Origin of the sequence: Oceanisphaera ostreae (genome assembly GCF_042676125.1) — a bacterium.
In the GTDB taxonomy this organism is placed as follows: domain Bacteria; phylum Pseudomonadota; class Gammaproteobacteria; order Enterobacterales; family Aeromonadaceae; genus Oceanimonas; species Oceanimonas ostreae.
This window is the reverse complement of record NZ_JBHTJS010000035.1, coordinates 163344-186403: the sequence shown is the minus strand read 5'-3', so window position 1 is coordinate 186403 and position 23060 is coordinate 163344. Positions and strand designations below refer to the sequence as shown.

23 protein-coding genes and 1 tRNA gene are annotated in these 23060 nt (G+C 48.1%); 11 read left to right on the top strand and 13 right to left on the bottom strand.

Annotated features, from left to right (window positions below; all coding sequences use genetic code 11):
- Positions 1-143: 143 nt before the first annotated feature.
- Entirely contained in the window at positions 144-581 is a 438-nt protein-coding gene (fur, locus tag ACFQ1C_RS09355; RefSeq protein WP_379558411.1) for a ferric iron uptake transcriptional regulator, read from the bottom strand.
- A 174-nt stretch (positions 582-755) separates the two neighbouring features.
- On the opposite strand from fur, the gene ACFQ1C_RS09350 reads away from it, so the two are divergent.
- Together ACFQ1C_RS09350 and ACFQ1C_RS09345 are read left to right on the top strand one after the other, a co-directional pair.
- Positions 756-1220, top strand: a complete 465-nt coding sequence (locus ACFQ1C_RS09350) for a DUF4442 domain-containing protein (protein WP_379558334.1) — start codon at positions 756-758, stop codon at positions 1218-1220.
- Positions 1221-1354: 134 nt separating this feature from the next.
- Positions 1355-1597 (top strand): LPP leucine zipper domain-containing protein, encoded by a 243-nt coding sequence (locus tag ACFQ1C_RS09345; protein WP_379558333.1) that lies wholly within the window; start codon positions 1355-1357, stop codon positions 1595-1597.
- Between the two features lie 112 nt (positions 1598-1709).
- Here ACFQ1C_RS09345 and ACFQ1C_RS09340 read toward each other — a convergent pair whose 3' ends face one another.
- From ACFQ1C_RS09340 to ACFQ1C_RS09320, 5 genes are all read right to left on the bottom strand, one after another.
- Positions 1710-2615, bottom strand: a complete 906-nt coding sequence (locus tag ACFQ1C_RS09340) for a L,D-transpeptidase family protein (protein WP_379558332.1) — start codon at positions 2613-2615, stop codon at positions 1710-1712.
- 132 nt (positions 2616-2747) lie between these two features.
- A complete protein-coding gene (gene fldA / locus ACFQ1C_RS09335) occupies positions 2748-3275 on the bottom strand; it encodes a flavodoxin FldA (protein WP_379558331.1) in 528 nt (175 codons plus the stop codon).
- A gap of 47 nt (positions 3276-3322) precedes the next feature.
- On the bottom strand, positions 3323-3607 hold the full coding sequence (ybfE, locus tag ACFQ1C_RS09330; RefSeq protein WP_379558330.1) for a LexA regulated protein: 285 nt from the start codon (positions 3605-3607) through the stop codon (positions 3323-3325).
- Between the two features lie 3 nt (positions 3608-3610).
- Positions 3611-3832: a DUF2788 domain-containing protein gene (locus ACFQ1C_RS09325; protein WP_379558410.1), complete on the bottom strand. Its 222-nt coding sequence runs from the start codon at positions 3830-3832 to the stop codon at positions 3611-3613.
- A 56-nt stretch (positions 3833-3888) separates the two neighbouring features.
- Entirely contained in the window at positions 3889-4656 is a 768-nt protein-coding gene (locus ACFQ1C_RS09320; RefSeq protein WP_379558329.1) for an alpha/beta fold hydrolase, read from the bottom strand.
- 133 nt (positions 4657-4789) lie between these two features.
- Between ACFQ1C_RS09320 and seqA the strand changes: the two genes are divergently transcribed.
- From seqA to ACFQ1C_RS09300, 4 genes are all read left to right on the top strand, one after another.
- Positions 4790-5311, top strand: a complete 522-nt coding sequence (seqA, locus tag ACFQ1C_RS09315) for a replication initiation negative regulator SeqA (RefSeq protein WP_379558409.1) — start codon at positions 4790-4792, stop codon at positions 5309-5311.
- A 30-nt stretch (positions 5312-5341) separates the two neighbouring features.
- A complete protein-coding gene (gene pgm, locus ACFQ1C_RS09310; RefSeq protein ID WP_379558328.1) occupies positions 5342-6985 on the top strand; it encodes a phosphoglucomutase (alpha-D-glucose-1,6-bisphosphate-dependent) in 1644 nt (547 codons plus the stop codon).
- 86 nt (positions 6986-7071) lie between these two features.
- On the top strand, positions 7072-8142 hold the full coding sequence (gene astE / locus ACFQ1C_RS09305; RefSeq protein WP_379558327.1) for a succinylglutamate desuccinylase: 1071 nt from the start codon (positions 7072-7074) through the stop codon (positions 8140-8142).
- 225 nt (positions 8143-8367) lie between these two features.
- On the top strand, positions 8368-9201 hold the full coding sequence (locus tag ACFQ1C_RS09300) for an outer membrane protein OmpK (protein WP_379558326.1): 834 nt from the start codon (positions 8368-8370) through the stop codon (positions 9199-9201).
- Between the two features lie 52 nt (positions 9202-9253).
- On the opposite strand, the gene ACFQ1C_RS09295 is transcribed toward ACFQ1C_RS09300, so the two are convergent.
- On the bottom strand, positions 9254-9802 hold the full coding sequence (locus ACFQ1C_RS09295) for an HPP family protein (protein WP_379558325.1): 549 nt from the start codon (positions 9800-9802) through the stop codon (positions 9254-9256).
- Between the two features lie 119 nt (positions 9803-9921).
- On the opposite strand from ACFQ1C_RS09295, the gene ACFQ1C_RS09290 reads away from it, so the two are divergent.
- Entirely contained in the window at positions 9922-10137 is a 216-nt protein-coding gene (locus ACFQ1C_RS09290; RefSeq protein ID WP_379558324.1) for a hypothetical protein, read from the top strand.
- Between the two features lie 66 nt (positions 10138-10203).
- Positions 10204-10294 (top strand) — tRNA-Ser (locus ACFQ1C_RS09285).
- A gap of 794 nt (positions 10295-11088) precedes the next feature.
- Here ACFQ1C_RS09285 and ACFQ1C_RS09280 read toward each other — a convergent pair.
- From ACFQ1C_RS09280 to ACFQ1C_RS09270, 3 genes are all read right to left on the bottom strand, one after another.
- Entirely contained in the window at positions 11089-12225 is a 1137-nt protein-coding gene (locus ACFQ1C_RS09280; RefSeq protein WP_379558323.1) for a MalY/PatB family protein, read from the bottom strand.
- 60 nt (positions 12226-12285) lie between these two features.
- The gene (locus ACFQ1C_RS09275; RefSeq protein ID WP_379558322.1) at positions 12286-13185 is read right to left on the bottom strand and encodes a LysR family transcriptional regulator; all 900 of its coding nucleotides are present in this window, start codon (positions 13183-13185) and stop codon (positions 12286-12288) included.
- Between the two features lie 80 nt (positions 13186-13265).
- Entirely contained in the window at positions 13266-14027 is a 762-nt protein-coding gene (locus ACFQ1C_RS09270) for a YciK family oxidoreductase (RefSeq protein WP_379558321.1), read from the bottom strand.
- A 173-nt stretch (positions 14028-14200) separates the two neighbouring features.
- On the opposite strand from ACFQ1C_RS09270, the gene sohB reads away from it, so the two are divergent.
- Entirely contained in the window at positions 14201-15220 is a 1020-nt protein-coding gene (gene sohB, locus ACFQ1C_RS09265) for a protease SohB (RefSeq protein ID WP_379558408.1), read from the top strand.
- Positions 15221-15454: 234 nt separating this feature from the next.
- On the opposite strand, the gene astB is transcribed toward sohB, so the two are convergent.
- Entirely contained in the window at positions 15455-16807 is a 1353-nt protein-coding gene (gene astB, locus ACFQ1C_RS09260; RefSeq protein ID WP_379558320.1) for an N-succinylarginine dihydrolase, read from the bottom strand.
- Between the two features lie 342 nt (positions 16808-17149).
- Between astB and topA the strand changes: the two genes are divergently transcribed.
- Both topA and ACFQ1C_RS09250 read left to right on the top strand, forming a co-directional pair.
- Positions 17150-19780: a type I DNA topoisomerase gene (gene topA / locus ACFQ1C_RS09255; protein WP_379558319.1), complete on the top strand. Its 2631-nt coding sequence runs from the start codon at positions 17150-17152 to the stop codon at positions 19778-19780.
- A 121-nt stretch (positions 19781-19901) separates the two neighbouring features.
- Positions 19902-20075, top strand: a complete 174-nt coding sequence (locus ACFQ1C_RS09250; protein ID WP_379558318.1) for a hypothetical protein — start codon at positions 19902-19904, stop codon at positions 20073-20075.
- Positions 20076-20258: 183 nt separating this feature from the next.
- Here ACFQ1C_RS09250 and lysC read toward each other — a convergent pair whose 3' ends face one another.
- Complete coding sequence (lysC, locus tag ACFQ1C_RS09245; RefSeq protein ID WP_379558317.1) at positions 20259-21596, bottom strand: lysine-sensitive aspartokinase 3; 1338 nt, start codon at positions 21594-21596, stop codon at positions 20259-20261.
- A gap of 126 nt (positions 21597-21722) precedes the next feature.
- Positions 21723-23051, bottom strand: coding sequence for an amino-acid N-acetyltransferase (gene argA, locus ACFQ1C_RS09240; protein WP_379558316.1), 1329 nt, complete (start codon positions 23049-23051; stop codon positions 21723-21725).
- Between the last annotated feature and the right edge of the window lie 9 nt (positions 23052-23060).

Sequence of the window (23060 nt, the reverse complement as noted above, 5' to 3'; positions counted from 1 at the left end):
CCTCTTGCTTTACTGGCGGTGTATGGCTTTTACAGGTGCAGTGAGAGATGATGCGCATTACGACTATTCCTTAGCGCATTGATAAAACCCATAAAAAAAGCCGCAGAACTCTGCGGCTTTTTTGTGACTGTGAAGGTCATTGCTTATTTTTCTTCATCATTATGACGGCAAGGATTGTCATGGCAATGGCCGTAGAGATACAAGCTATGATTGGTCAATTTAATATTAAACTGATTAGAAATAACCTGTTGGCGCTCTTCAATAATTTCATCGTGGAACTCGATGACTTTACCGCAGTCGAGGCATACTAGATGGTCATGATGCTCTTGAGTTGCCAGTTCGAACACCGACTTGCCGCCTTCAAAGTGATGGCGGGCAACGATGCCGGCATCATCAAATTGGTTTAGCACGCGATAAACGGTAGCTAAACCAATTTCTTCACCCTGATCAATCAGCATTTTGTACAGATCTTCCGCACTCACATGCTCAGTGTCCGGATGCTGCAGGAGTTCAAGGATTTTTACGCGGGGTAGCGTCACCTTGAGACCTGCTTTTTTCAACGCTTGGTTGTTGTCAGCCATAAGAATAAAGTTTCGCATTTCGTGTGGTTATTGCTTTCATTGTGCGTGTTCTTAGCTTTAAAGGCAACCGCAATCTGGTTTTGTCGGCCTGTGCCATGATCCGGAACAATAAGCCTGTTAGTGTTACTTTTATTTGTTAATATTGGATTCTTTCATACTGGTCAGATGAGTCGAATGAAACGGATATTTGCCCGCCCGCGCTTATTAAAAGTCTTAATGAACTGTTGGCCCCCTTTTTGGGGAGCGGGCATCTGTATTGAACGACTGAGCCCGGACTATCGTTATTGTCGGGTTAGGTTAAGTTTAAGATGGTGGAATAGAAATGCTAATCGCACTCAATATGGTGGTAGCTTGTTCTCTATGACAGATCCTGTCTACTCAATGCTTTTAATGGGGAGCCTAGGAGAGGACTATTATATCTGGGATAGAGCAGCTTCCATTACCTTTCTTAAGCCAGGACTAAGTCGGGTTTATGCTGATATTCATTTGAGCCAAGAGCGGCTTGATGAGATACTTAGTGCGACCCAAGATGGTCATAAACACTTTCCTCAATTTCGTATTAATATTATCGATGAGGAAGGGACATTAATTGCAGAGGTGGAACGAACCCTTTACGTGCGTAAAAAAAGAGCAAGTTAATGATGTACTAGAAGATAGAACAAATTTTCCTTACGTCATGGTTTGTAAAATAATTTGCGGTTAGTAGGGAACTTCGTCCATACTTAGCATGACTAAGTGGTCTTTTTGATCATCATAGAAACAAGGAGCATGTAATGCGCAATAAAATTATGTTAACTGCTGGTATCGTTGGTACTTTGATGCTGGCCGGTTGTAGTTCAAATACTGCTGTTGAAACTAAATTGGACGGCTTGTCTCAGGACATCCAAGCAGTTCAACAGGGTCAGCAAATGAACTCTGCTAAAATTGATCGTTTGGCTGCTGATGTTGCTGAAGCTCGTGCTTCTGCAGATCGCGCTAACTCTCGTCTGGATCAGATGGGTCGTTACACCAAGTAATTTTGGTGTCGCGGAAAAAAGCCTGGCTTCGGCCAGGCTTTTTTTTGTCTAAATTTCAATAAGAGCCGCGAGGTGTAAAACGTAAGGGGTTACGTTTTACACCTCACCGTATTTAAGGTAACTGGCCTACCACTTGGGGCATACCTTGACGGTGACTAATGATTTGCTCAATTAGCTCTCGACTAACACCTTGCTCTATTAAAGGCATTAAGGCGGCCATATCCAAAGGACGGTCGTCTGCTAAGCCCTCAGGTGTTAATGGCTCATGGGATTCAATAAATGTCTGACCATACTCATCGGTGCTCACTTTAAGCGACTGGTTAACAATTTGTACCTGTACGCCTCGGTCTACTTGGGCAAACAGCCACTCAACATGTTCAGGGTACATACGAATACAGCCAGCACTCGCGCGTAAGCCCACATCTAATGGGTCGTTGGTGCCATGAATAAGATATTCACCACTGCCATAAGCAAGGCGCATAGCGTACTGACCCAGTGGGTTATCGGGCCCTGCAGGTACCACTGCGGGTAGTGGCTTGCCCATTTTTTCGTACTCGCGGCGAGTCGTGGTGGTGGGTGTCCAAGTGGGATTTTTACGCATCTGGCTGATGCTGGTGGTCATTTCTGGTGTTGCCCGACCTACACGGCCAATGCCGATAGGGAATACATACACGTCGCTGCCATCTTCTGGATAGTAATACAGGCGTAACTCGGCCAAGTTAATCACGATACCTTTAGTATCGGCTCGCGGTAAGAGTAACTGATTTGGGACGATTAACTCTTGACCTGGTTTTAATAAGAGCAAGTCTTGCTCTGGGTTAGCAGCCAGCAACAAGATAGGGCTTACCCCATAATAACGAGCAAGGCTGGCTAAGGTGTCACCCTTTTGCGCTGTATGTAGTAATATTTGGCCTACCGGCTGGCCTTTATTTTCAGGCAAGGGCAGGGGGGTGATGTTAGCTAGTGCCGAGGTCGCCGGCAGTAGCAGGGCGAACAGTAAAACACTCAATTTTTTCATTAGTAACACTCTCGCAAACGTTATCGTCGTTATGTGGTCGATGGGATCGATGTGACTATATTGAATTTACAAGGTTGAAGATACAAAAAAGGGACGCATCTTTGCACCCCTTATTAGACCAGAAAGAGCGGATTAAGATTCCAGCTCTTGCAGACACATTTCTTCGTATATTTGCTTACACCAGTCTTTCACTCGTTTTTGAGTCAGTTCGGGTTGGCGGTCTTCATCAATCCCTAAACCAATAAAGTGTGCGTCGTCTACCAGTGCACGAGATGCTTCAAATTCGTAGCTTTCGGTTGGCCAATGACCAATGATGATAGCGCCTTTTGGTTCAATAATTTCACGTAGCGTACCCATGGCATCCAAAAAATACTCGGCATAGTCTTCTTGGTCGCCGCAGCCAAAAAGGGCTACTAATTTGTCGTTGAAATCGATGTTTTCAAGCTCGGGAAAAAAATCATCCCAATCTGCCTGAGATTCGCCATAGTACCAGGTAGGAATACCCAGTAGCAGCAGATCGAAACCGGCAATATCTTCTTTAGTACTTTTTGCAATGTCACGTACTTCAATCAGATTTTTGCCTAGTTCTTTCTGGATCATCTTGGCGACGGCTTCGGTATTGCCGGTATCACTTCCAAAAAACAGACCTACACTTGCCATAATAATGTTGCACCTGTCGAAAATTGTGGATGGTCAGGCCCATTGGCCTATTGGCTGTCCTGCAGCTCAAGCTGTTGTAACAGCAAGGCTTGGATCAAATCGGCTCGGCTAAGCTGCTGCTCGGCGGCCAGTAAATTTAGTCTATTGAGTAAGCTTTGGTCGACTTTTAACTCTATGCGGCTTAGGCCGCGTTCGCGATCTCGCTTCAGTTGATTACGCTTATTGAATTTAAGTTGTGCTTCACGGGGCAGAGGGTTAGTTTTTGGCCTACCCCGCCTGCGTTCATCGGCAAACAAATCCAGCGTAGTTCTATCAGTATCTTGCTTAGCCATGGGTTAACCGATGCCGCCTCCTTCCCAAGCGGCTTCAATAATGCCTTTGGCGACGAAACCGGCACAGCCTAAAAACAACACGGACCACACAATGTAACGGCCAAACTTGGGTACATTGCCTCGCTTGAGCACATCTTGAATAGCCAATCCAATCAACAGGAATATGGCTAAGAAAAAGAACTTAAGGCCCCACGTTTCTAGCAGCTCGATTTGTTCTAAAGACATCATGTAGTCCGACCATTATGAATTGGCGCCACTATAACATAAAGGATTTAGGGCTGTTAACTGGGCTGGGCAAGGAAATCCAGCACCAGACGATTAAATAGCTGTGGTTTTTCTGCGTGCAACCAATGGCCGGTGCCGGGTATTACTTTGGCTTTGGCATTGGGGAACTGGCGTACTACCTCGGCCTGATACTCAGGGATAAGATAATCAGACTCGGCCCCTTTAATAAATAATACCGGGCCCATGTATGGCTCCTTAAGCCCTGGCCAGTTCATAATGTCGGAGTAGTGCTCCAGCAATGCGGTTACGTTAAAGCGCCACGTTGTGGGACTATTGGGCACAAACGACTTGAGCAAAAATTGGCGCACGCCCATTATTTGCACATGTTGGCTGAGCACGGCATCGGCGGCTTTTCGGTCATCACAGCCGGCTTCTGCCACCGCTTTTAAACCAGCAAACACCTCGTTATGGCGCGCTTTTGTATAAGCCACGGGAGCCATATCTGCGACCACGATCCCACCAATAAGGTGGGGCGCAAGGCCTGCGGTCATCATGGCAACCTTGCCGCCCATGGAGTGGCCCACCAGAATGGGATTCTCCAGCTCGAGCTGAGCGATAAGTGCCAATATGTCCTCGGCCATATTCTGATAGTTCATCTGTTCACTGTGCGGCGACAGACCATGATTACGTAGATCAATGGCAATCACGTCATAGTGCTCGGCTAACGCTTTACTCAGGCCATTTAAATTATCCAAACTGCCAAATAAACCGTGGATCACAATCACCGTTTGGCCTTGGCCTTGGCGACGAAAATTCAATTGCATGGGTACTTCCTGATGAGGAATCAAGTGAGATATTGTTGCCTGAGAGAACATAAGGCGCAACCTGCTTGGGCACATCGCCCGCTCCATGTATAATCATGCTCCGTCATTGGGAGTGGACATGCCAAAAAATATGATGAAAACCATAGAGGTAGATGAAGATCTTTATCGTTATATTGCCAGCAATACGCGGCATATCGGTGAAAGTGCCTCAGATATATTACGCCGCCTGCTGCAGTTAGAGCAGATGGTCGCTCAGGTTGAGGCACAAACTGCGCCTTTAGCTGAGCCATCAACAACGCCAGCCGAGGTGCAAATCGGGCAGCGCATAGAGCAGATGTTGCAAAGCGACGTGTTGGCTGAGCAAGAGTCGGCTATCGATCGCTTTATGCATATATTATCGGTTTTATATCAAGATAATCCGAGCGCGTTTGCCCAAGCGAACGACATTAAAGGCCGTAAACGTATTTATTTTGCTGACGATGAAGCCGCTTTGCTTGCTAGTGGTAACACCACTAAACCCAAAGCCATTGCGGGCAGTCCTTATTGGGTGATAACCAACACCAATACTGGACGCAAGCGCAACATAGTGGCGCAATTAATGGCTGCCATGGGCTATTCCCACAGTGTGATTGAACGAGTGTGTCACAGCATCTAACTTAGATCTAAATCAGCATAAGGAAGGGTTATGAGCAGACATCCCAGAGCGGGTATGCGTGCTAACGCCGCCGAATTAGTTAATATTCCGCGATTAATGGCCGCATATTACCAGTGCCGACCCGATGTTTCCCAAGCGGAACAAAAAGTGGCGTTTGGTACCTCGGGTCATAGAGGATGTGCCCTGGATTTCAGCTTTAATGAGCGCCATATCCATGCTATTTGCCAGGCCATTGCTGAATATCGACATGCCCAACAACTGACCGGGCCGTTATATTTAGGCATGGATACTCATGCCTTATCAGAAGCGGCGTGGGGCTCGGCATTAGAGGTATTAACCGCTAACGGCATTACAGTAAAGATACAGTCAGATAGAGGTTATACACCCACTCCGGTGGTGTCGCATGCCATTCTTAATCATAACCGCGCACACCCAGAAGCGTTGGCCGATGGCATCGTGATTACGCCGTCTCATAATCCCCCTCGAGATGGCGGCATTAAGTATAACGGTGCCGACGGTGGCCCGGCCTCTAGTGCGGCCACCGGTTGGATCCAAGACCGAGCGAATAACCTTATTGCCCAAGACGGCGAGGGAATCTGTAAACAGCCCCTCAGTCAAGCACTGGCGCAAGCGGTGCCGTTTGACTATATTGAGCATTATATAAGCGAGTTGGGTGAAGTGGTTGATATGGCCGCGATTCGTGACGCTGGCCTGCGCATAGGTATCGACCCGCTTGGCGGTGCCGGCTTAGCGTATTGGCCGCACATTGCCGAACGCTATGGGTTAGATATTACCGTGGTTAACCCTAGTCAAGATCCCACGTTTTCTTTTATGACCTTGGATCACGACGGCAAAATTCGCATGGACTGCTCCAGTCCCGATTGCATGGCCAATTTACTGGCAATGAAAGACGACTTTGATATTGCCTGCGGTAATGATCCCGATTATGACCGCCACGGTATTGTCGATGATGGGGGGTTAATGAATCCTAATCATTATTTGGCCGTGTGCATTCATTATTTGTTTACCCACAGACCCGCTTGGTCAAAGGAGCTAGCAATAGGTAAAACCTTGGTATCCTCTTCAATGATCGATCGCGTGGCCGCGCAGTTAGGTCGACGGTTGATAGAAGTGCCTGTGGGTTTTAAATGGTACGTTAATGGCTTACTTGAAGGTCAACTGGGCTTTGGTGGCGAAGAAAGTGCCGGAGCGTCGTTTTTACGTATGAACGGCCAAGTGTGGAGCACCGACAAAGACGGTTTTATTCCTTCTTTGTTAGCAGCAGAAATTTTGGCGGTGACCGGGCTCACCCCTCATCAATACTACGCACAGCTGGTTGAGGAGCTAGGCAACCCTGTGTATTGCCGTGTTGATGCGCCGGCGACCTTCGCCCAAAAACAAGTATTGGCCAAGCTAGAAGCCGATGCCATTGATGCCGACATGCTGGCGGGTGACCCGATTATTGCACGGCTCACTCAGGCGCCGGGCAATGGGGCTGATATTGGTGGCCTAAAAGTGGTGACCGATCACGGCTGGTTTGCCGCCAGACCCAGTGGCACTGAGCAAGTTTATAAAATTTATGCCGAAAGCTTTCGGGGTGCCGAGCATCTCGAACGCCTAATCAAAGAAGCACAAGCGCTGGTGAGCGCCACCTTCGCCAAGGCTGGCGTGTAGTTAATAGCCGTGAGGAGTAAGGTGTGAGGTGTTTAGTTTCTTACTCCCTTACTCCTCACTATCGTTAATATGTGAGGTGAGTGTGCATGAACGCAAGCCAGCTTAATGACTTTTTAGCGCTCAGCCGAGCTAATCCGCAATATCTTGCCCCCTTTAGCGAAACCTTACCCGATGGCGGGCACATCTATGTGTGGGACACCGGCGTGATATGCATTGAGCCGTCAACGCCGGCAAATAAAGACGTAGTGTTGTCCTGTGGGATTCATGGCAATGAAACCGCTCCCATAGAGCTATGTGCTCGATTGCTCAGCGAGATTGTCAGTGGCCGCTTATCTTGCCAGCAGCGGTTATTGCTGATTTTTGGTAACCCCACGGCCATGAACCTAGGAGTAAGAGAGGTCGAAGAAAATCTGAACCGATTATTTTCAGGGGCTCATGGTTTAGGTACTTATGGCGAGGAGAAAACGAAAGAGGGGAATAAAGCCGGATCACAAAATTTAGAGAGAGAGCGGGCGGCTTGGCTTGAGCACTATGTGTCGCGGTTTTACCAAACGCGAGCCCAAGATAACGTTGAGCGACTCCATTACGACTTACATACCGCCATTCGCCCTTCTAAATATCAGCAGTTTGCAATTTACCCCTTCACGCATGGTCGGCCTTACCACAAAGGGCAACTGGCATTTTTATGTAATTCAGGGGTCGACACTATTTTATTAGCTCACGGGCCTACTACTACCTTTAGCTACTTTAGTGCTCATCAGTTTGGCGCCCATGCTTTTACGGTTGAGCTAGGCAAGGTGCACCCCTTTGGCGATAACGAAGCTAGCCAAGTAGCGGCCTTAGAGCATAATTTAACCCAGCTACTACAAACGCCTGATTGGCAGCCAATGCCATTTGATATTGCACGCATTCGCGTATTTAACGTGTGCCAGGAAATCATCAAGCAAAGTGAACAGTTTTGTTTTCATTTCTCTGATGATGTCGCTAACTTTAGTTCTTTTTCACCGGGCACACTGTTGGCCGAAGATAATAAGCAGCAGTGGACGGTGGGTAACAAGGAGCAAGCGGTAATTTTCCCCAATGCCAACGTTGCCCTACAGCAACGGGCAGCACTAATGGTGGAACGTACTGAATTAAAAGAGAATATGCTGTATTAACCTAGTCTGAAAAGTAAGTTGACGACGGACAGAACTGTTGAGTTAGATCACTGTGTAGGCGTTTAGTATCATTTTTTAATTTATATTGTGAACAAAATGTAGATTTTTGGTGTCAAAGTGTGTAATTTATTTACCTGTCAACATGAAGCAATCAACATACAAATGACGCCATTTAATTTATAAAAACCAGAGCGTTATACTTTAGACAAGTGAAGGAATCACGTAATGAAGAAAATTACTAAGCGCATTTTAACCGTTTCTACTCTGGCCATAGCTGTCTCAGCAGTACCACAAGTTAGTGCTGCTAACTGGTCTGATACTTTTGTTGGCTATCGTTATGGTACTGAATTCACCGAGCCTAAGAACAATAAAGATATTACTAAGCACATTCTTAGCCTGACTCATGTCAGTGGTTATGATTACGGTCAGAACTTCTTCAACTTGGATTTGCTGCAGTCTGATGAAAACGATCCTGCCGCAGGCACAAAAAACGATGGTGCCTTGGAAGCCTATGTTACTTACCGCCATCAGCTGCACTTGGGTAAAGTATTCGATGCCGATTTAAGCTTTGGTCCAGTAAAAGAAGTTGCCTTAACTGCTGGCCTAGATTTAAATACTAAAAATACTGGAGTTGCTCCACGTAAAAAAATGCTGGTAATAGGCCCCACGCTAAAGTTTGATGTGCCAAAAGGTTTCCTTGACCTGAGCGTATTGTACGCTCATGAGCGTAATCACAACGCTTTCAATAACCCAGAAGACATCACCTTTAATGATTACACAGTCTATAACCTGAGCTGGGGCCTGCCATTTAATGTCGGCGTAGTACCAATGAAGTTCCAAGGCTTCGGTAACTATAATACCGCCAAAGGTAAAGGCACCACCGACGAGCAGTTAGTGCGTACGTCCTTAATGGTTGATGTGGGTCAATTGGCCTTTAATAAGAGCAACACCGTATGGGCAGGTGTAGGTTACGAATACTGGCGTAACAAGTTCGGTATTCAAGGCGTAGATGGACTTGATACTGATGCGGCTACCGTTAACCTAGAATGGCATTTCTAAGTTAAGCACAGCCATGACTAACTCATAGTCATTAGCAATAAAAAAGAGCGCCTTAGGGCGCTCTTTTTGTTTTCGTAATATCACTGTGATTCTGGAGATGTTCTTCTGTTTTGTTAGTCTTGGCTATCTTGGGACCAAAAGGGTAGCGGCGATGGGTAAAAATATAATGATAGATACTGGCAAATCCGACCATAAACAAGGTGCCAAACAGCGTGGGTAAGATAAAGTCCATCGGCGCTAACTCGGGATCAGCCAAGTAAATGAGAATAGGGTTGGCACCAGCAGGGGGATGCAGGGTGTCGGTTAATACCATTAAGGTAAAACTTAATCCAAAGCAAACTGCCAAGCCGATCATGGGATCAGGAATAAACTGTAAGCCAAGAACCGATAAAATAGTGGTTAACAAATGGCCTAAAATAACGTGCTTTGGCCGAGATAAAGGGGCCGAGGGCAGTAATAATAACAACACTAGCGTCGCTCCCAAAGGCGCGCTCAATACCATGAAATGAGTCCAGCTTTTCAGATAACTTAGTATGATCACGGCAGTAAAGGCGGCTAAGCCTGCGAGGGTGGCGTCGCGCAGTCGGTGTTTCAGGTGCATATAACCTCAGTACAAAATGGTGAAGTGGATCACGGTTGAGCTAAAATTGTATTCAAAATACATATAAATTAAAAGGCAGACGTAAAACCCTAATGTTATAACTTAATATCGGAGGCGATATGAGTGAGCATGAATCACTGCGAAAGGCGTTGTCTTGGTTGTTAGAGCATCAGACCATTGATGGGCACTTGATTGGTGAAGCCAGTCGACATTTCGATTTATCACCGCTTGATGAAGCTTTTTTGCAGCAATATTTTGTTGAGCGACAGCATCGGCAACCCCCCACTTCGGCCAATCATACATCAAAAAAGCCAAAAAACAGCCATAATGACTAATTAGTCAGCAGTCAGACGTTCAACTGTTTACAGACGCCATAACTATCAGTATTATTCGTCTCGTTCGGAGGGGTGGCAGAGTGGTTGAATGCACCGGTCTTGAAAACCGGCATGGGTTTATAGCCCATCCAGGGTTCAAATCCCTGCTCCTCCGCCATAAGAAAACGAAAAAGGCCTTGCTGCAAAGCAAGGCCTTTTTTGTGTTTCAGGTGAAGAAAACGAAATTAAACCTAAAAATCAAATCCAAACCTATTTTTGCCACGGAACCCACAGAATCCACGGAAAAATAGAGAGCAAATCTGAAATTATTTATTAGTAAGGCCTAAAGTAAAGCTTAAACCATAAGTTAAATTTAATGACTAACCATCCAGCTCTATCGCGCCAGTAGCGCAGGGCTACAAGGTAGTATTATACCAATAAATAAGTAGTCTGCTTTTACTTCCTATAAAGGTCGGATAAACGGCCTACTCCACCGACACGCTGCAAGCACATCCATGTGGCGCTCAAACACATGACATCCTTGTCATGTGATGGTCGGTGGAGCAGTGCCCTTCATCCTCTCCTATATCCCTCAGGTGACTGATGACGTTGTCTACAGGCAACTCGATGCTTGCAAAGAGGTAACGGAGATCGCCTCCCACGACCGTGAAATGCCAAGGACGGCATTTCCCGAGCGGTTTATGGCGCGTCGTGGGAGGAGGCTCTGTTGCCTCTAACACTCCAAGCTTTAAAATAGATCAAATATTTAGTGGGATTGGTATTAGTCGAGCGCTTCCCGAAGGAGTTGGTCTTACCAATAAAATCCATTGCCATTTTTCCGTGGGTTTTGTGGATTCCGTTGCGAGAAAGTCTTTAGTCTTGAATATTTTTTTATTTATTATCAGATGACACAAAAAAACGCCGCTTAATGCTAAGTGGCGTTTTTACAGCGTGCAGAAGTGTCGGTGTGACTTAGCGCTGTGCTATTGCCGTAATCATGCGATCCAGTGCTTGTTCTAGCATGGCGCGCGGGCAGCCGAAGTTGAGGCGGATAAAGTTGCTGCCACCAAATTGGCCACCGGATGAAACACCCACGCCGGCTTGTTCAAAAAAGCCCACCGGATCGTCCAACTCAAGCGCACTAATATCAATCCAGGCTAAATACGTTGCCTCAGGGGATAACACTTTAACGCCAGGCACTTGATTAAGGCGCTCTACCAGCAAGTCACGGTTTTGGCGCAGATATACTAACTGTGCGGCTAGCCATTCGTCACCGTCCTGATATGCGGCTTCTGCGGCCACAAATCCCAGTAGATTCACATCGGCCATAATACCGCGAGCGGCTCGGGTAAAGCGGTTGCGCAGTTCAGGGTTAGGGATAATGGCAAACGAGCAGCACAAGCCGGCAATGTTAAAGGTTTTGCTCGGCGCCATTAAAATCACGCTGCGGCTAGCGGCATCGGCGTTAACAGCTGCATAGGGAATATGTGGTTTGCCTTCGTCAAGCAGCAGATCACAGTGAATTTCGTCTGAGCAGACAATCACATTATGGCGCTCGGCAATTTCGTTAATCGCCAATAATTCTGCTTGAGTATAAATAGTGCCACCCGGGTTGTGCGGGTTACACAATAAAAACAGATCACTGTTTTGGGCTTGCTGCTCTAGCTGCTCTAAATCTAGCAACCAACGGCCATCTTTTTCTACCATATCTACATAAGCGGCCTTGCGACCATGAAAGCCGGGTGCCTGCAAGAACGGGTAATAAATTGGCTTGGCAGTAATAATATTACTAGTAGGTTCAGTAAAGGTATCGCAGACAAGGTTGAGTGCAGGTACCACACCGGGCATATAGACCAGCCAGTCGGCTTCTATTTGCCAGTTATAGCGGTCGGCCATGCGCTTGATGATCAGCTCAGTTAACTGGGAGCTGGGGCGACTATAGCCAAAAATTCCGTGCTCAACGCGCTCAGCTAATGCCTTAATCACTGCGGGGGGCGCTTTAAATTCGGTATCCGCGACCCACATGGGCAAGATATCGGTGCCTTCGTATTTTAGCCACTTAAGTGCGCGGGTAGGGCGACGGTCTATCCACTGATCAAAATCAAACATTGGGGGTCCTTGTCAACAGTAAGGGGTTTAGCATAAGGAAGCGCTTGGCAGCTGGCAAGATCAAGCGTTGGCGGTGTTGTCATCGGGTAGGCCATAATGATGGCGGATTAGCGTTAGCAGCAGGCTAGCTGCCGGGCCTGGAGGCGTTGAGCGTGGCAATATTAAATGCGTAAAACGCTTACGTTGCACTTGATTGGCCATGGTGAGGCGGGTGAGTGTATTGCTCTCAACTAATGGAGCCACCACATCGTGCGGCAACCAAGCAAAACCAACACCTCGGCGCAGTAAAGACAGCGTATCGTGCAGGTGGTTAATAACCCAAGGTTGCTCTGTGCCCTCCCAGCCTTCTTCAGTCTCGTTGCTTTCTGCGAGTACTAGCTCTAGCTCTCGTTCAAGCTCGTGAGGGCTGACCTCATTTAGCCCCGCCAACCGGTGTTCTGGTGAGCAAACGGGTACATACACAGTGGTGGTCAGTGGCAGACAGGTCACGCCGCTAAAAGCACGACTGGCAAACACCAAGTCGGCGGCCCGTTTGTCAACCACCGCCTTACATCCAGAGGGTTGAGCTTCAATTAAATGAATTCGACACCCTCGTGATCGCCCAGAAAATTCAGCTAATGCTTGATACAAAGGCTGTCGTGGCAAAGAGGCTTCTATTACTAAGCGTAAAATAGGCTCCCAGCCGCTGGCTAATATATCCGCCAGTAATTCCAGTTCTTCTATACCCTGGGTGAGCTTGCGTGAACGGCGTAAAAACACCTCGCCTTCTGGAGTGAGAAAAGCCTTACGGCCTTTTACTTCCAATAGTGCTACCCCTAATCCTTGCTGCAATTTTGCTACCGCATGGTTTAAGGAAGACTGGCTTTTATTCAGTACTTCTGCGGCTTGTGCATAACCGCCATGGTCGACCACCGCCTGAAATATCCGCCATTGCTCTACCGTACTTTTGGGACGATACATGGCTTGTCATATCCTTTTGACGAGAAGCTCAGAACACATATCTGAGCCCATAATAAAGGCCGACTTCCGGCCGGTGTTTATCAAGACGCAGGGCGCAACTTATCTGGCTGAGCATCAAGGGATTGGCCACTGATCTCTTGGCTATCCGAGCCCATTAAATACAGATAAAGCGGCATAATTTGCTCAGGTGTACGCAGGGTGGCGGGATCTTCACCAGGATATGCCCGCGAGCGCATATCGGTGCGAGTAGCTCCGGGGTTAATACAGTTAACTCGCACCTGAGTATTGCTGAGCTCATCGGCCAGCACCTGCATCATGCCTTCGGTGGCAAACTTTGAAATGGCATAGCTGCCCCAGTAGGCGCGACCTTGTTTACCCACACCCGAGCTGGTGTAAATAATAGAAGCCTGCTCGGTGGCTTTTAACAATGGCAGCAGAGCTTGAGTCATTAAAAACTGCGACTTGAGGTTAATTTGCATCACCTTGTCCCACTCATCTTCGCCAATCATATTAAATGGACCGAGCACGCTTAAATGACCGGCGTTAAACAGCACCCCATCTAGGCGACCAAACTGCTGTTTCAACGTTTCGGCCATCTGTTGGTAATGATCTTTCGTTGCGCCTTCTAGATCGAGCGGAATAATTGCAGGCTCCGGGCTACCTTGGGCAACCAGCTCGTCGTACACGGCTTCTAGTTTGCTCACGGTTCTACCTAACAGCACCACGGTGGCGCCATGGGCCCCATAATATAAGGCGGCTTGGCGGCCGATACCGTCGCCGGCGCCGGTGATTAAAATCACTTTTTCGTTAAGTAAATCAGCAGCTGCTTGATAGTTATGCATATCGGCTTTGTCTCTTGATAATCGTTAGTAACTCCGATCAAACCAGACTCTGAGCAGGGATGCTAGTGCTGAAAGCCAAAATCAAGGTAAAAAGGCCATTGGTGTTCTCGGCCAAGACTTTTACAATGGAGTATTAACTTGGCTAAATAGTGCTATCTGAAGGAAACATCATGCTGGAATTTTTATATGAATATGGCCTGTTTGCTGCCAAAGCAATCACTTGGGTTGTCGCCATTGGTGTGATAGTCGCGTTAATTGCAGGCACGGCTACACGGAAAAAAAGCAGTGGCGATAAGCTAGAAATAGAAGATTTGAGTGCCGATTTACGCCGCCAGCAGCAGCAATTACAGTTGGCTACGGCGGCCAACGATAACGAGCGCAAAGCTCTTAAACAACAATTTAAACAAGCAGCTAAGGCTGAAAAGAAACAAACCGAGTCTATTGCTCGGCTCTATGTGCTGGATTTTAAAGGCAGCATGGACGCCCACGAGGTGAGTGGCTTAAGTCGCGAAATTACCGGATTGCTGCAACTGGCAAAAGAGGGCGATGATGTTTTGCTGCGTCTTGAGTCTGGTGGCGGTGTCGTACATGGCTATGGGTTAGGTGCAGCTGAGTTAGCGCGATTGAAAGCCAAGGGTCTGCACCTGACGGTGGCCGTCGATAAAGTGGCCGCCAGCGGCGGTTACATGATGGCTTGTGTCGCCGAGCGAATTATAGCGGCACCTTTTGCTATTGTGGGCTCCATTGGCGTAGTGGCACAAATGCCTAACTTCAATAAATTTCTGAAGAGCAAAGACATCGACGTTGAGTTACACACGGCTGGTGCCTATAAGCGCACCCTGACCTTATTTGGTGAAAATGACGATGAAGGGCGCGCTAAGTTTCGCGAAGAGCTAGAGGTAATCCATCACCGCTTTAAAGACTTTATTGCCCAAAACCGCCCCGCACTGGCGCTAGACAAAGTGGCTACCGGTGAGCATTGGCTGGCAACCGATGCTAAAGAGCTTGGTTTGGTTGATGAGCTGTCTACTAGCAGTGAGTATTTGCTGGCGCAAAGTGAGCATAAACGAGTTATCCGCCTGCACTTTGCCCCTAAGCAAAGCTTAAAGCACAAGCTGGGCAAGGCGGCTGAAATGGGCGTGAGTCGTGCAATGGCAAAACTAATGGAAGCCGGCCAACGCCCGTTTAGCTAACTAAAAAAGACTAAATACTTCTTTGCCACGGAATCCACGGAACCCACGGAAAAATTAAGATGAGATAAGATCTAAAATTCCTAGATGTTAATATTTTATAAATAAAAAGGCCTTTTTCACCTTTTGGCTGTTTTTACGTCCGTGTTTTTCCGTGGATCCGGTGGCAAAAGTAGCTCTTAGGCTTTGGCTCTTAGGTTAAAGTCATATCACCCTTCACTCTTCACTCTTCACATGTTAACGCTGAAACGGATACACGGTACCTAGCTGTAGAATTTGCGTGAGCTCATCCAATGCGGTGCGCGACTCGTGCAATAGGGTAGGATCTCGTAAGTCATTCACACTAAGACGATCGCGATAATGCAGGTCAACCCACCGATTAAGGCGTGTAAACAGCGCCTCATTCATTAAGCACGCCGGATTAGTCGCTGCCAATTCAGCCTCATTTAATGCCACTCTTAATCGTAAGCAGGCAGGCCCTCCGCCGTTGCGCATGCTTTGTTTTACATCAATAAAATGTACTTCTTTGATCGGCGTATTTAAGTCGGGCAGAGTGTCTAAGTACGCTTTTACGCGGGCATTTTCAGCACATTCCGTGGGCGCAATAAGCGCCATATGACCGGGTTTGAGAGTGACAATTTGGGTGTTGAATAAATAGCTATTAATGGCATCAGCGAGCGGTACTTGTGCCTCAGATACCTCAATAAAATGTAGCGTTGTGCTCGGCATTTTTTGCCGAATATTGTGTAACGTCGTCTGCGTGTCCAAGAAGGCAGCTTGATGGTAGAACAGCACATTTTGATTACCCACCGCAATCACATCATTATGAAATACTCCTTGGTCGATAACGGTCGGATTTTGCGCAATAAAAATAGATGAGTGATCAGCCAAGCCATGTAGGCGAGCCACGGCACGAGATGCTTCTAATGTTTGGCGAGCCGGATAGCGTGTGGGTGCTGGCAGACTGGAGTCAAAGGCGCTACGTCCATACACGAACAATTCCAGCCCTGGCTTGCCGTAGTCGGCACACAGACGAGTATGATTGGCCGCGCCCTCGTCACCAAACGCATCGTTGGCCGGCAGTGCGGGGTGGTGACAAAAATACTGATCGTCTGCAAATACCCGACTCAAGATACGGCCTGTTACCTCATGCTCAATAGAGCGATGAAATTTATTAGTGAGATTTGCTGGGGTGAAATGTACGCGGCCATCTTGAGTATCTGCACTGGGGGACACGGTGGCGGCATTCGCGGTCCACATGCTCGAGGCTGAACAGCAAGCCGCCAGTAGAGCAGGGCTTTCGCGATAGGCTTTCTCTAGCACTTGGGTGTCATTGCCGCTAAAGCCCAGTCGGCGCAGGGTTAGCATGTCTGGACGCTCTTGGGGGGCTAAGACGCCTTGTACCAAACCGAGGTCGCGCAATGACTGCATTTTCTGCAGCCCTTGCTTAGCGGCTTGCTTTGGGTTGGAATGCTCATGGGCATTATGCTGTGAGGCGACATTGCCGTAAGACAAACCAGCGTAATTGTGAGTGGGACCCACCAAACCATCAAAGTTTGCTTCGCCCTGTACCTTTATACACGGTGTCATTACTCTGTCCTCCATAGATGTTCTTTATGCTCTCGGCGCTTAAAAATGTAACCGCGAGCCAGTATAGGTGGATTTATCTGTTAGTTGTAACCTAACATTAACAACTGCCCCTCTGTTTATGGTAACAATGCATAAAAAGCGGTCTAACAAGCAAGGTTATCAAAAAAGCGGTTGATTCTTGCGGGTATCAAGGCGTTAATAAGTACATATAAATTCAATTAATTTTTTTCCGGCACTAGCTTGGCAAATTTGCATTTTACGGCGTTTTCACTTATACAGCCGTCATTACCTTGCCGCCGGACCCCGAATGCGGGCCAGACCTTAAGGATTTAAACGCGCTTTATGAGTAAATCGCTGGTTATAGTGGAATCGCCTGCTAAGGCAAAAACCATCAACAAATATCTGGGTAAAGACTTCATCGTCAAATCCAGTGTCGGTCATGTGCGGGATCTCCCCACTGCTGGTTCTTCCGTCGCTAAAAAAGCGCCGGCCAAAAAAACAGACACTAAGTCGCTGAGTCCGGAAGCAAAAGCCAAACTCAAGCAACAAAAAGAACAAAAAGCGCTGATTACGCGCATGGGCATAGATCCTAATAATGGCTGGAAAGCCAACTATCAGGTGCTGCCCGGTAAAGAGAAAGTGGTTACCGAGCTGCAGGCACTTGCCGAGAAAGCTGACATCATTTATCTCGCAACGGATTTGGACCGCGAAGGGGAAGCCATTGCTTGGCACCTAAAAGAGCTGATCGGTGGTGACGATTCGCGCTTTAAGCGGGTAGTATTTAACGAGATCACTAAGTCGGCCATTCAAGATGCATTTAGTCAGCCGTCGGAACTAAACCAAAATCGCGTAAACGCGCAGCAAGCACGTCGCTTTTTAGACCGAGTAGTGGGCTATATGGTATCGCCGCTGCTGTGGAAAAAAGTGGCCCGTGGCTTGTCTGCCGGACGAGTGCAGTCGGTTGCGGTGCGTTTGTTAGTAGAAAAAGAACGTGAAATAAAAGCGTTCGTACCCGAAGAGTACTGGGATATACAGGCCGAGTTAAGCAACGATAAAAAGCTGGCGCTGTCGATGGCGGTGGCTAAATATCAAGGCAAAGAATTTAGACCTGATAACGAGCAAGACGCCATGGCAGCGGTAGCCACCCTTAAAGCCAGTCGCTTTGAAGTGGCCTCGCGAGATGATAAACCTACCCAAAGCAAGCCTCCGGCGCCGTTTATTACCTCTACTCTACAGCAGGCTGCCAGCACTCGACTCAGCTTTGGTGTAAAGCGCACCATGATGCTGGCCCAGCGCTTGTATGAAGCCGGTTACATTACTTATATGCGAACCGACTCTACTAACTTAAGCCAAGAAGCCGTGGCCAGCGCCCGTGATTATATTCAAGAGCAATATGGCCCCAGCTATTTGCCAGAAGATCCGAATGTGTACAGTGCTAAGGCCAATGCGCAGGAAGCGCACGAAGCCATTCGTCCGTCTGACGTCACACTCAGTGTCAGCCAACTAGATGGCATGGAAGCTGATGCCAAGCGTTTATACGACCTAATTTGGCGTCAGTTTGTGGCCTGCCAAATGGTGCCGGCCCTGTACGACAGCACCACCATTAAGGTAAAAGCAGATGATTACGAGCTAAAAGCCCGTGGACGTATCTTGCGCTTTGCCGGTTGGACCAAGGTACAAGAAGCCGCTACCGGCCGCAAAGGTGAAGACACAGTGCTACCGGCAGTACAAGCTGGCGAAGTGCTTAATCTCGAGCAGCTTGACCCTAAACAGCACTTTACCAAGCCACCTGCGCGCTTTAGTGAAGCGGCCTTGGTACGAGAGCTAGAAAAACGCGGTATTGGCCGGCCTTCAACGTATGCGTCGATTATCTCGACCATTCAAGATCGGGGCTATGTGAAGGTAGAAAGCCGTCGATTTTATGCCGAAAAAATGGGTGAAATTGTGGCTGACCGGCTGCAAGAAAGCTTTGCCGAGCTGATGAACTACGACTTTACCGCGCAAATGGAGAGTAAGCTGGATGAAATTGCTCACGGTGAGCTGAACTGGACTCAGGTATTGGATGCGTTTTACGCCGAATTTAGCGAAGAGCTGGGTAAGGCCGAGCAGCCGGCAGATGAGGGCGGTATGCGCACCAATGAAATGGTGCTTACCGATATTGAATGCCCAACTTGTCATCGAGAAATGGGCATTCGTACCGCCAGCACCGGGGTGTTTTTAGGCTGTTCTGGCTATGCACTACCGCCTAAAGAGCGGTGCAAGCAAACCATTAACCTAATACCTGGTGATGAGTTTGTGCTGGCCAATGACGAAGAAGCTGAAACTGATGCCCTGCGTGCTAAGCATCGCTGTCATAAATGCGGTACCGCCATGGATGCTTATTTGATTGATGATAAGCGTAAATTGCATGTGTGTGGCCAAAATCCCGACTGCGAAGGCTACGAGCTAGAAGAAGGGCAGTTTAAGCTAAAGGGCTATGAAGGTCCGATTATTGATTGCGATCGTTGTGAAGCGCAAATGCAGCTGAAAACCGGACGTTTCGGTAAGTATATGGCGTGCACCAACGAGGAGTGTAAAAACACCCGTAAGATCTTAAAGAGTGGTGAAGTGGCTCCGCCTAAAGAAGATCCGGTGCATTTACCTGAATTGCCGTGTACTCAGTCCGACGCGTATTTTGTGTTGCGCGATGGGGCGGCAGGCATCTTTATGGCGGCCAGTAACTTCCCTAAATCACGGGAAACGCGTGCGCCCTTGGTCGAAGAACTGGTACAGTTTAAAGACCGCTTATCGCCTAAGTTTTTGTATCTGACCGAAGCACCGGTTAAAGACCCCGATGGCAATAAGGCGGTAGTCCGTTTCAGTCGTAAAAACAAAGAGCAGTATGTGATGACTGAAATAGAGAAAAAAGCCACCGGCTGGACGGCCCATTATGTCGACGGCAAGTGGGAACAACGGCAAAAAGGCAAGAAATAATCGTTAAGGCCAGCGCAATGCGCTGGCCTTTTTGTTGTTAAGAGCGTGAAGAGTAAAAAGTGTAAGGGAGAATATTCTCAGCATGTACTAAGCACAGGCCTACTTGTATACGGGAGTGAATATGGATATTCATGAAGTGAGGCCGGGCATGATTTGTCATACCTCAGATAGCTCTGGTTATGTGTTAGAAGTGGATACAAAAAACCAGTTGATACTGTTACAGCGAGAGGATGAAACCATTCCTTTTCAGGTGCACGTTAGTGAGCTAATGGACGAACCCACGCCCTCTGGGTAGGCGGTAAGCCCATCCCCTTCGGGGAGCTGTTTGTTCGTCGTACGCAAAACTTAAGCCAAGCTTACCTAGGCGTGATGAAGCGTATCGGTACGCAGGGGGGCTGGGAAGTGGTCCTTTGCGTACGCCGTAAGTTAAAGGTAGTCTTTTGGCTTACGGCTTACGGCTTACGGCTTACGGCGCTGTTTACTCAGGTAGTAACTCTGCATGCAGGTCGTTAAGCACCTGTTCTGCATTGTCTTCGGGTATTAAGAAACACAAGTTATGAGAGCTGGCGCCGTAACAGATCATGCGCACGTTAACCTCTGCTAATGCCTTAAATACCTGAGTACCAATGCCGTTGACTTCATTCATGCGATTGCCGATTAATGCCACCAAGGCCAAGCCTTCTTCAACTTGAAGGTGACAGTGCTTGTCCAGCTCGGCGCGTACTTCATCGGTCAGTGACTCCGCCCCTGAGTCTAGCGTTAACGACACACTGATCACCGAGGTGGTAATCAAATCAACCGAAATTTTATGTTTGGCTAAAATACCAAACACTTCAGCTAAAAAGCCGTGTACCTGAAACATACTTTGGTTAGTCAGCGTGAGTAACACTTGGTTACGACGCAACGCCAAGGCGCGAAACAACGGTTGGCTTTCGGTGCTATTGCGGATCCAAGTTCCTCCCGCCTGAGGTTCTTTACTTGAACCAACAAATACCGGAATTTGCTTGCGCACGGCTGGTTGTAAGGTTGCTGGGTGTAATACTTTGGCGCCAAAGGTCGCCATCTCTGAGGCTTCGCTGAAACTGATTTCGCTAAGAGGACGGGCTCCGCTCACTAAACGCGGGTCTGTGGTGTAAATACCGGCTACATCGGTCCAAATTTGTACTGCCGTCGCCTCTAACGCTTCGGCCAGTAAGGCCGCAGAAAAATCACTGCCACCTCGGCCCAGTGTGGTGGTACGGCCGTCTTGGGCTGCACCAATAAAGCCTTGAGTGACCACTAATTGATTATCGAATAACGGCTTTAGTTCTTTTTCAACTTCAGCTTGCAGGGTCGCCATGTCGGGCGTTGCACGACTAAAACGATCGTCGGTGCGCATTACCTTACGCACATCAAACCATACCGCTGGAGTACCACGGTGGCGCAATAGCTCCACAAACAGGCGGGTCGACATTAGCTCGCCTTGCGCGACAATTTCATCGTGCAAAGCTTTAGTGGGGCTGATGGCCGCGCTGTCGGCCAGCTCTTTAATATGAATCAGAATATCTTCGATATGTCGGGTCAGCGTCTCGGGCTTGTCTAAGCTGTTCAGAATACCTTGCTGAATATCGGTTAACTGTTGCAGCAGCGTCGCACGAGCGCTGGGCTGGTTTTCGCCCGAGGCTAGCGCCACTAAGATGTTGGTGACGCCAGAGCTTGCGCTAAGCACCGCTAAACGGGTGTCGGGGTTTTGTTCGAGAATAGTGGCACAGCGATGCATAGCGTAGGCATCTACAACACTGGTTCCACCAAATTTAGCAACGGTTAACTGGCTCAAGTGCAGCTCCTTGATAGGCGCGATAATAGGTAATAATAACGAATATAAACCATGAGGCGGACAACAGGCTTTATGCCTTACGTATAGCGTACGACTTACAGCGTAAAGCTTTGTATATTCACGGGGTTAAACTAAGTCTTTCATCATAATTTTAGATTTACGCTGATAATTATACAGCGCTTGTTTACCCATGGGCAGTGCGGCGACATCTACCGGCTCAAAACCGCGTTCTCTAAACCAGTGAATAGAGCGAGTCGTTAAAATAAACAGCCGACTCATGCCGCGCTTCTTTGCCTGATCTTCTACTTTCTTTAGCAGCATGTCGCCCCGGTTTCCATGGCGGTAATCGGGATGAATCGCCACACAGGCCATTTCGGCCATCGACTCATCAGGAAACGGATATAAGGCGGCACAACCAATAATAGCACCGTCTTTTTCAATAATGGTGAACTGGTCTACTTCCATTTCTAGCTGCTCACGAGAGCGACGAACCAGTATACCGTCTTCTTCTAATGGGCGGATTAAATCCAAAATACCGCCAATGTCGTCAATGCGAGCCTGGCGGGCTTGCTCGGCACTTTGGTTGACCAGTTGGGTGCCCAAGCCATCTCGAGTAAATAGCTCTTGAATCAGCGTGCCATCTTCTTTATAGCTTACCAAGTGGCTACGGGGCACGCCGGCACGACAACTGGCAATGGCGGCGCGCAAGTAACGCGCCGTGCCGGATAAGGTATCGCCTTCGGCTATCAAGCGCTGTAAATGCGCTTCAGCCTCTTCGGGGAAGAGTTCTGGAATTGCCATGCCTTCTTCGTCAAGTACGCCGCGCTGAGAGCAAAAACCGATCAACTTGGTGGCTTTAAGCTCAATGGCAAGCCGGCGTGCTAACTCTTCAGAAGACAAGTTAAAGCTTTCGCCGGTGACCGAAAAACCAATCGGCGAGATTAACACGGTGGCTCCATTGGCGAGCTGATGATTAATGGTGTCGGTATGAATGCGGCGTACACGGCCCGAGTGTTGGTAGTCCACGCCATCGTCTATTCCTAGTGGCTGTGCGGTAACAAAGTTGCCGGTTACCACATTAATACGCGCATTTTGCATTGGGGTATTAATCAGGCCCATCGATAAACGGGCCATTATGTCCATCTGCAAGCCACCGCACACATCTTTGATAATGCGAAAGCTGTGTTCGTCTGTTACACGAGAGTGCTTATGAAATACATTTTCAAGGTTGGCTTCTGCCAAGCCCCGATCAATTTGTGGGCGAGCACCAAACACAATGACCAGTCGGATCCCAAGGCTAGTTAACAGCGCGATATCACTAATAATGTTGGGAAAATTTTCTTGATCGATGGCTTCGCCGCCTAACATCACCACAAATGTTGAGCCCCGGTGAAGGTTGACGTAAGGACTAGACTGACGAAAGGCTTTGACTAAAGCTGCATCGGTATCGCGCACGGAAAATCC

Bases quoted from the DNA above. Each gene is read 5' to 3' on its own strand.
- fur (WP_379558411.1), bottom strand. From the start codon at position 581: ATGGCTGACAACAACCAAGCGTTGAAAAAAGCAGGTCTCAAGGTGACG.
- ACFQ1C_RS09350 (WP_379558334.1), top strand. From the start codon at position 756: ATGAAACGGATATTTGCCCGCCCGCGCTTATTAAAAGTCTTAATGAAC.
- ACFQ1C_RS09345 (WP_379558333.1), top strand. From the start codon at position 1,355: ATGCGCAATAAAATTATGTTAACTGCTGGTATCGTTGGTACTTTGATG.
- ACFQ1C_RS09340 (WP_379558332.1), bottom strand. From the start codon at position 2,615: ATGAAAAAATTGAGTGTTTTACTGTTCGCCCTGCTACTGCCGGCGACC.
- fldA (WP_379558331.1), bottom strand. From the start codon at position 3,275: ATGGCAAGTGTAGGTCTGTTTTTTGGAAGTGATACCGGCAATACCGAA.
- ybfE (WP_379558330.1), bottom strand. From the start codon at position 3,607: ATGGCTAAGCAAGATACTGATAGAACTACGCTGGATTTGTTTGCCGAT.
- ACFQ1C_RS09325 (WP_379558410.1), bottom strand. From the start codon at position 3,832: ATGTCTTTAGAACAAATCGAGCTGCTAGAAACGTGGGGCCTTAAGTTC.
- ACFQ1C_RS09320 (WP_379558329.1), bottom strand. From the start codon at position 4,656: ATGCAATTGAATTTTCGTCGCCAAGGCCAAGGCCAAACGGTGATTGTG.
- seqA (WP_379558409.1), top strand. From the start codon at position 4,790: ATGAAAACCATAGAGGTAGATGAAGATCTTTATCGTTATATTGCCAGC.
- pgm (WP_379558328.1), top strand. From the start codon at position 5,342: ATGAGCAGACATCCCAGAGCGGGTATGCGTGCTAACGCCGCCGAATTA.
- astE (WP_379558327.1), top strand. From the start codon at position 7,072: ATGAACGCAAGCCAGCTTAATGACTTTTTAGCGCTCAGCCGAGCTAAT.
- ACFQ1C_RS09300 (WP_379558326.1), top strand. From the start codon at position 8,368: ATGAAGAAAATTACTAAGCGCATTTTAACCGTTTCTACTCTGGCCATA.
- ACFQ1C_RS09295 (WP_379558325.1), bottom strand. From the start codon at position 9,802: ATGCACCTGAAACACCGACTGCGCGACGCCACCCTCGCAGGCTTAGCC.
- ACFQ1C_RS09290 (WP_379558324.1), top strand. From the start codon at position 9,922: ATGAGTGAGCATGAATCACTGCGAAAGGCGTTGTCTTGGTTGTTAGAG.
- ACFQ1C_RS09280 (WP_379558323.1), bottom strand. From the start codon at position 12,225: ATGTTTGATTTTGATCAGTGGATAGACCGTCGCCCTACCCGCGCACTT.
- ACFQ1C_RS09275 (WP_379558322.1), bottom strand. From the start codon at position 13,185: ATGTATCGTCCCAAAAGTACGGTAGAGCAATGGCGGATATTTCAGGCG.
- ACFQ1C_RS09270 (WP_379558321.1), bottom strand. From the start codon at position 14,027: ATGCATAACTATCAAGCAGCTGCTGATTTACTTAACGAAAAAGTGATT.
- astB (WP_379558320.1), bottom strand. From the start codon at position 16,807: ATGACACCGTGTATAAAGGTACAGGGCGAAGCAAACTTTGATGGTTTG.
- topA (WP_379558319.1), top strand. From the start codon at position 17,150: ATGAGTAAATCGCTGGTTATAGTGGAATCGCCTGCTAAGGCAAAAACC.
- ACFQ1C_RS09250 (WP_379558318.1), top strand. From the start codon at position 19,902: ATGGATATTCATGAAGTGAGGCCGGGCATGATTTGTCATACCTCAGAT.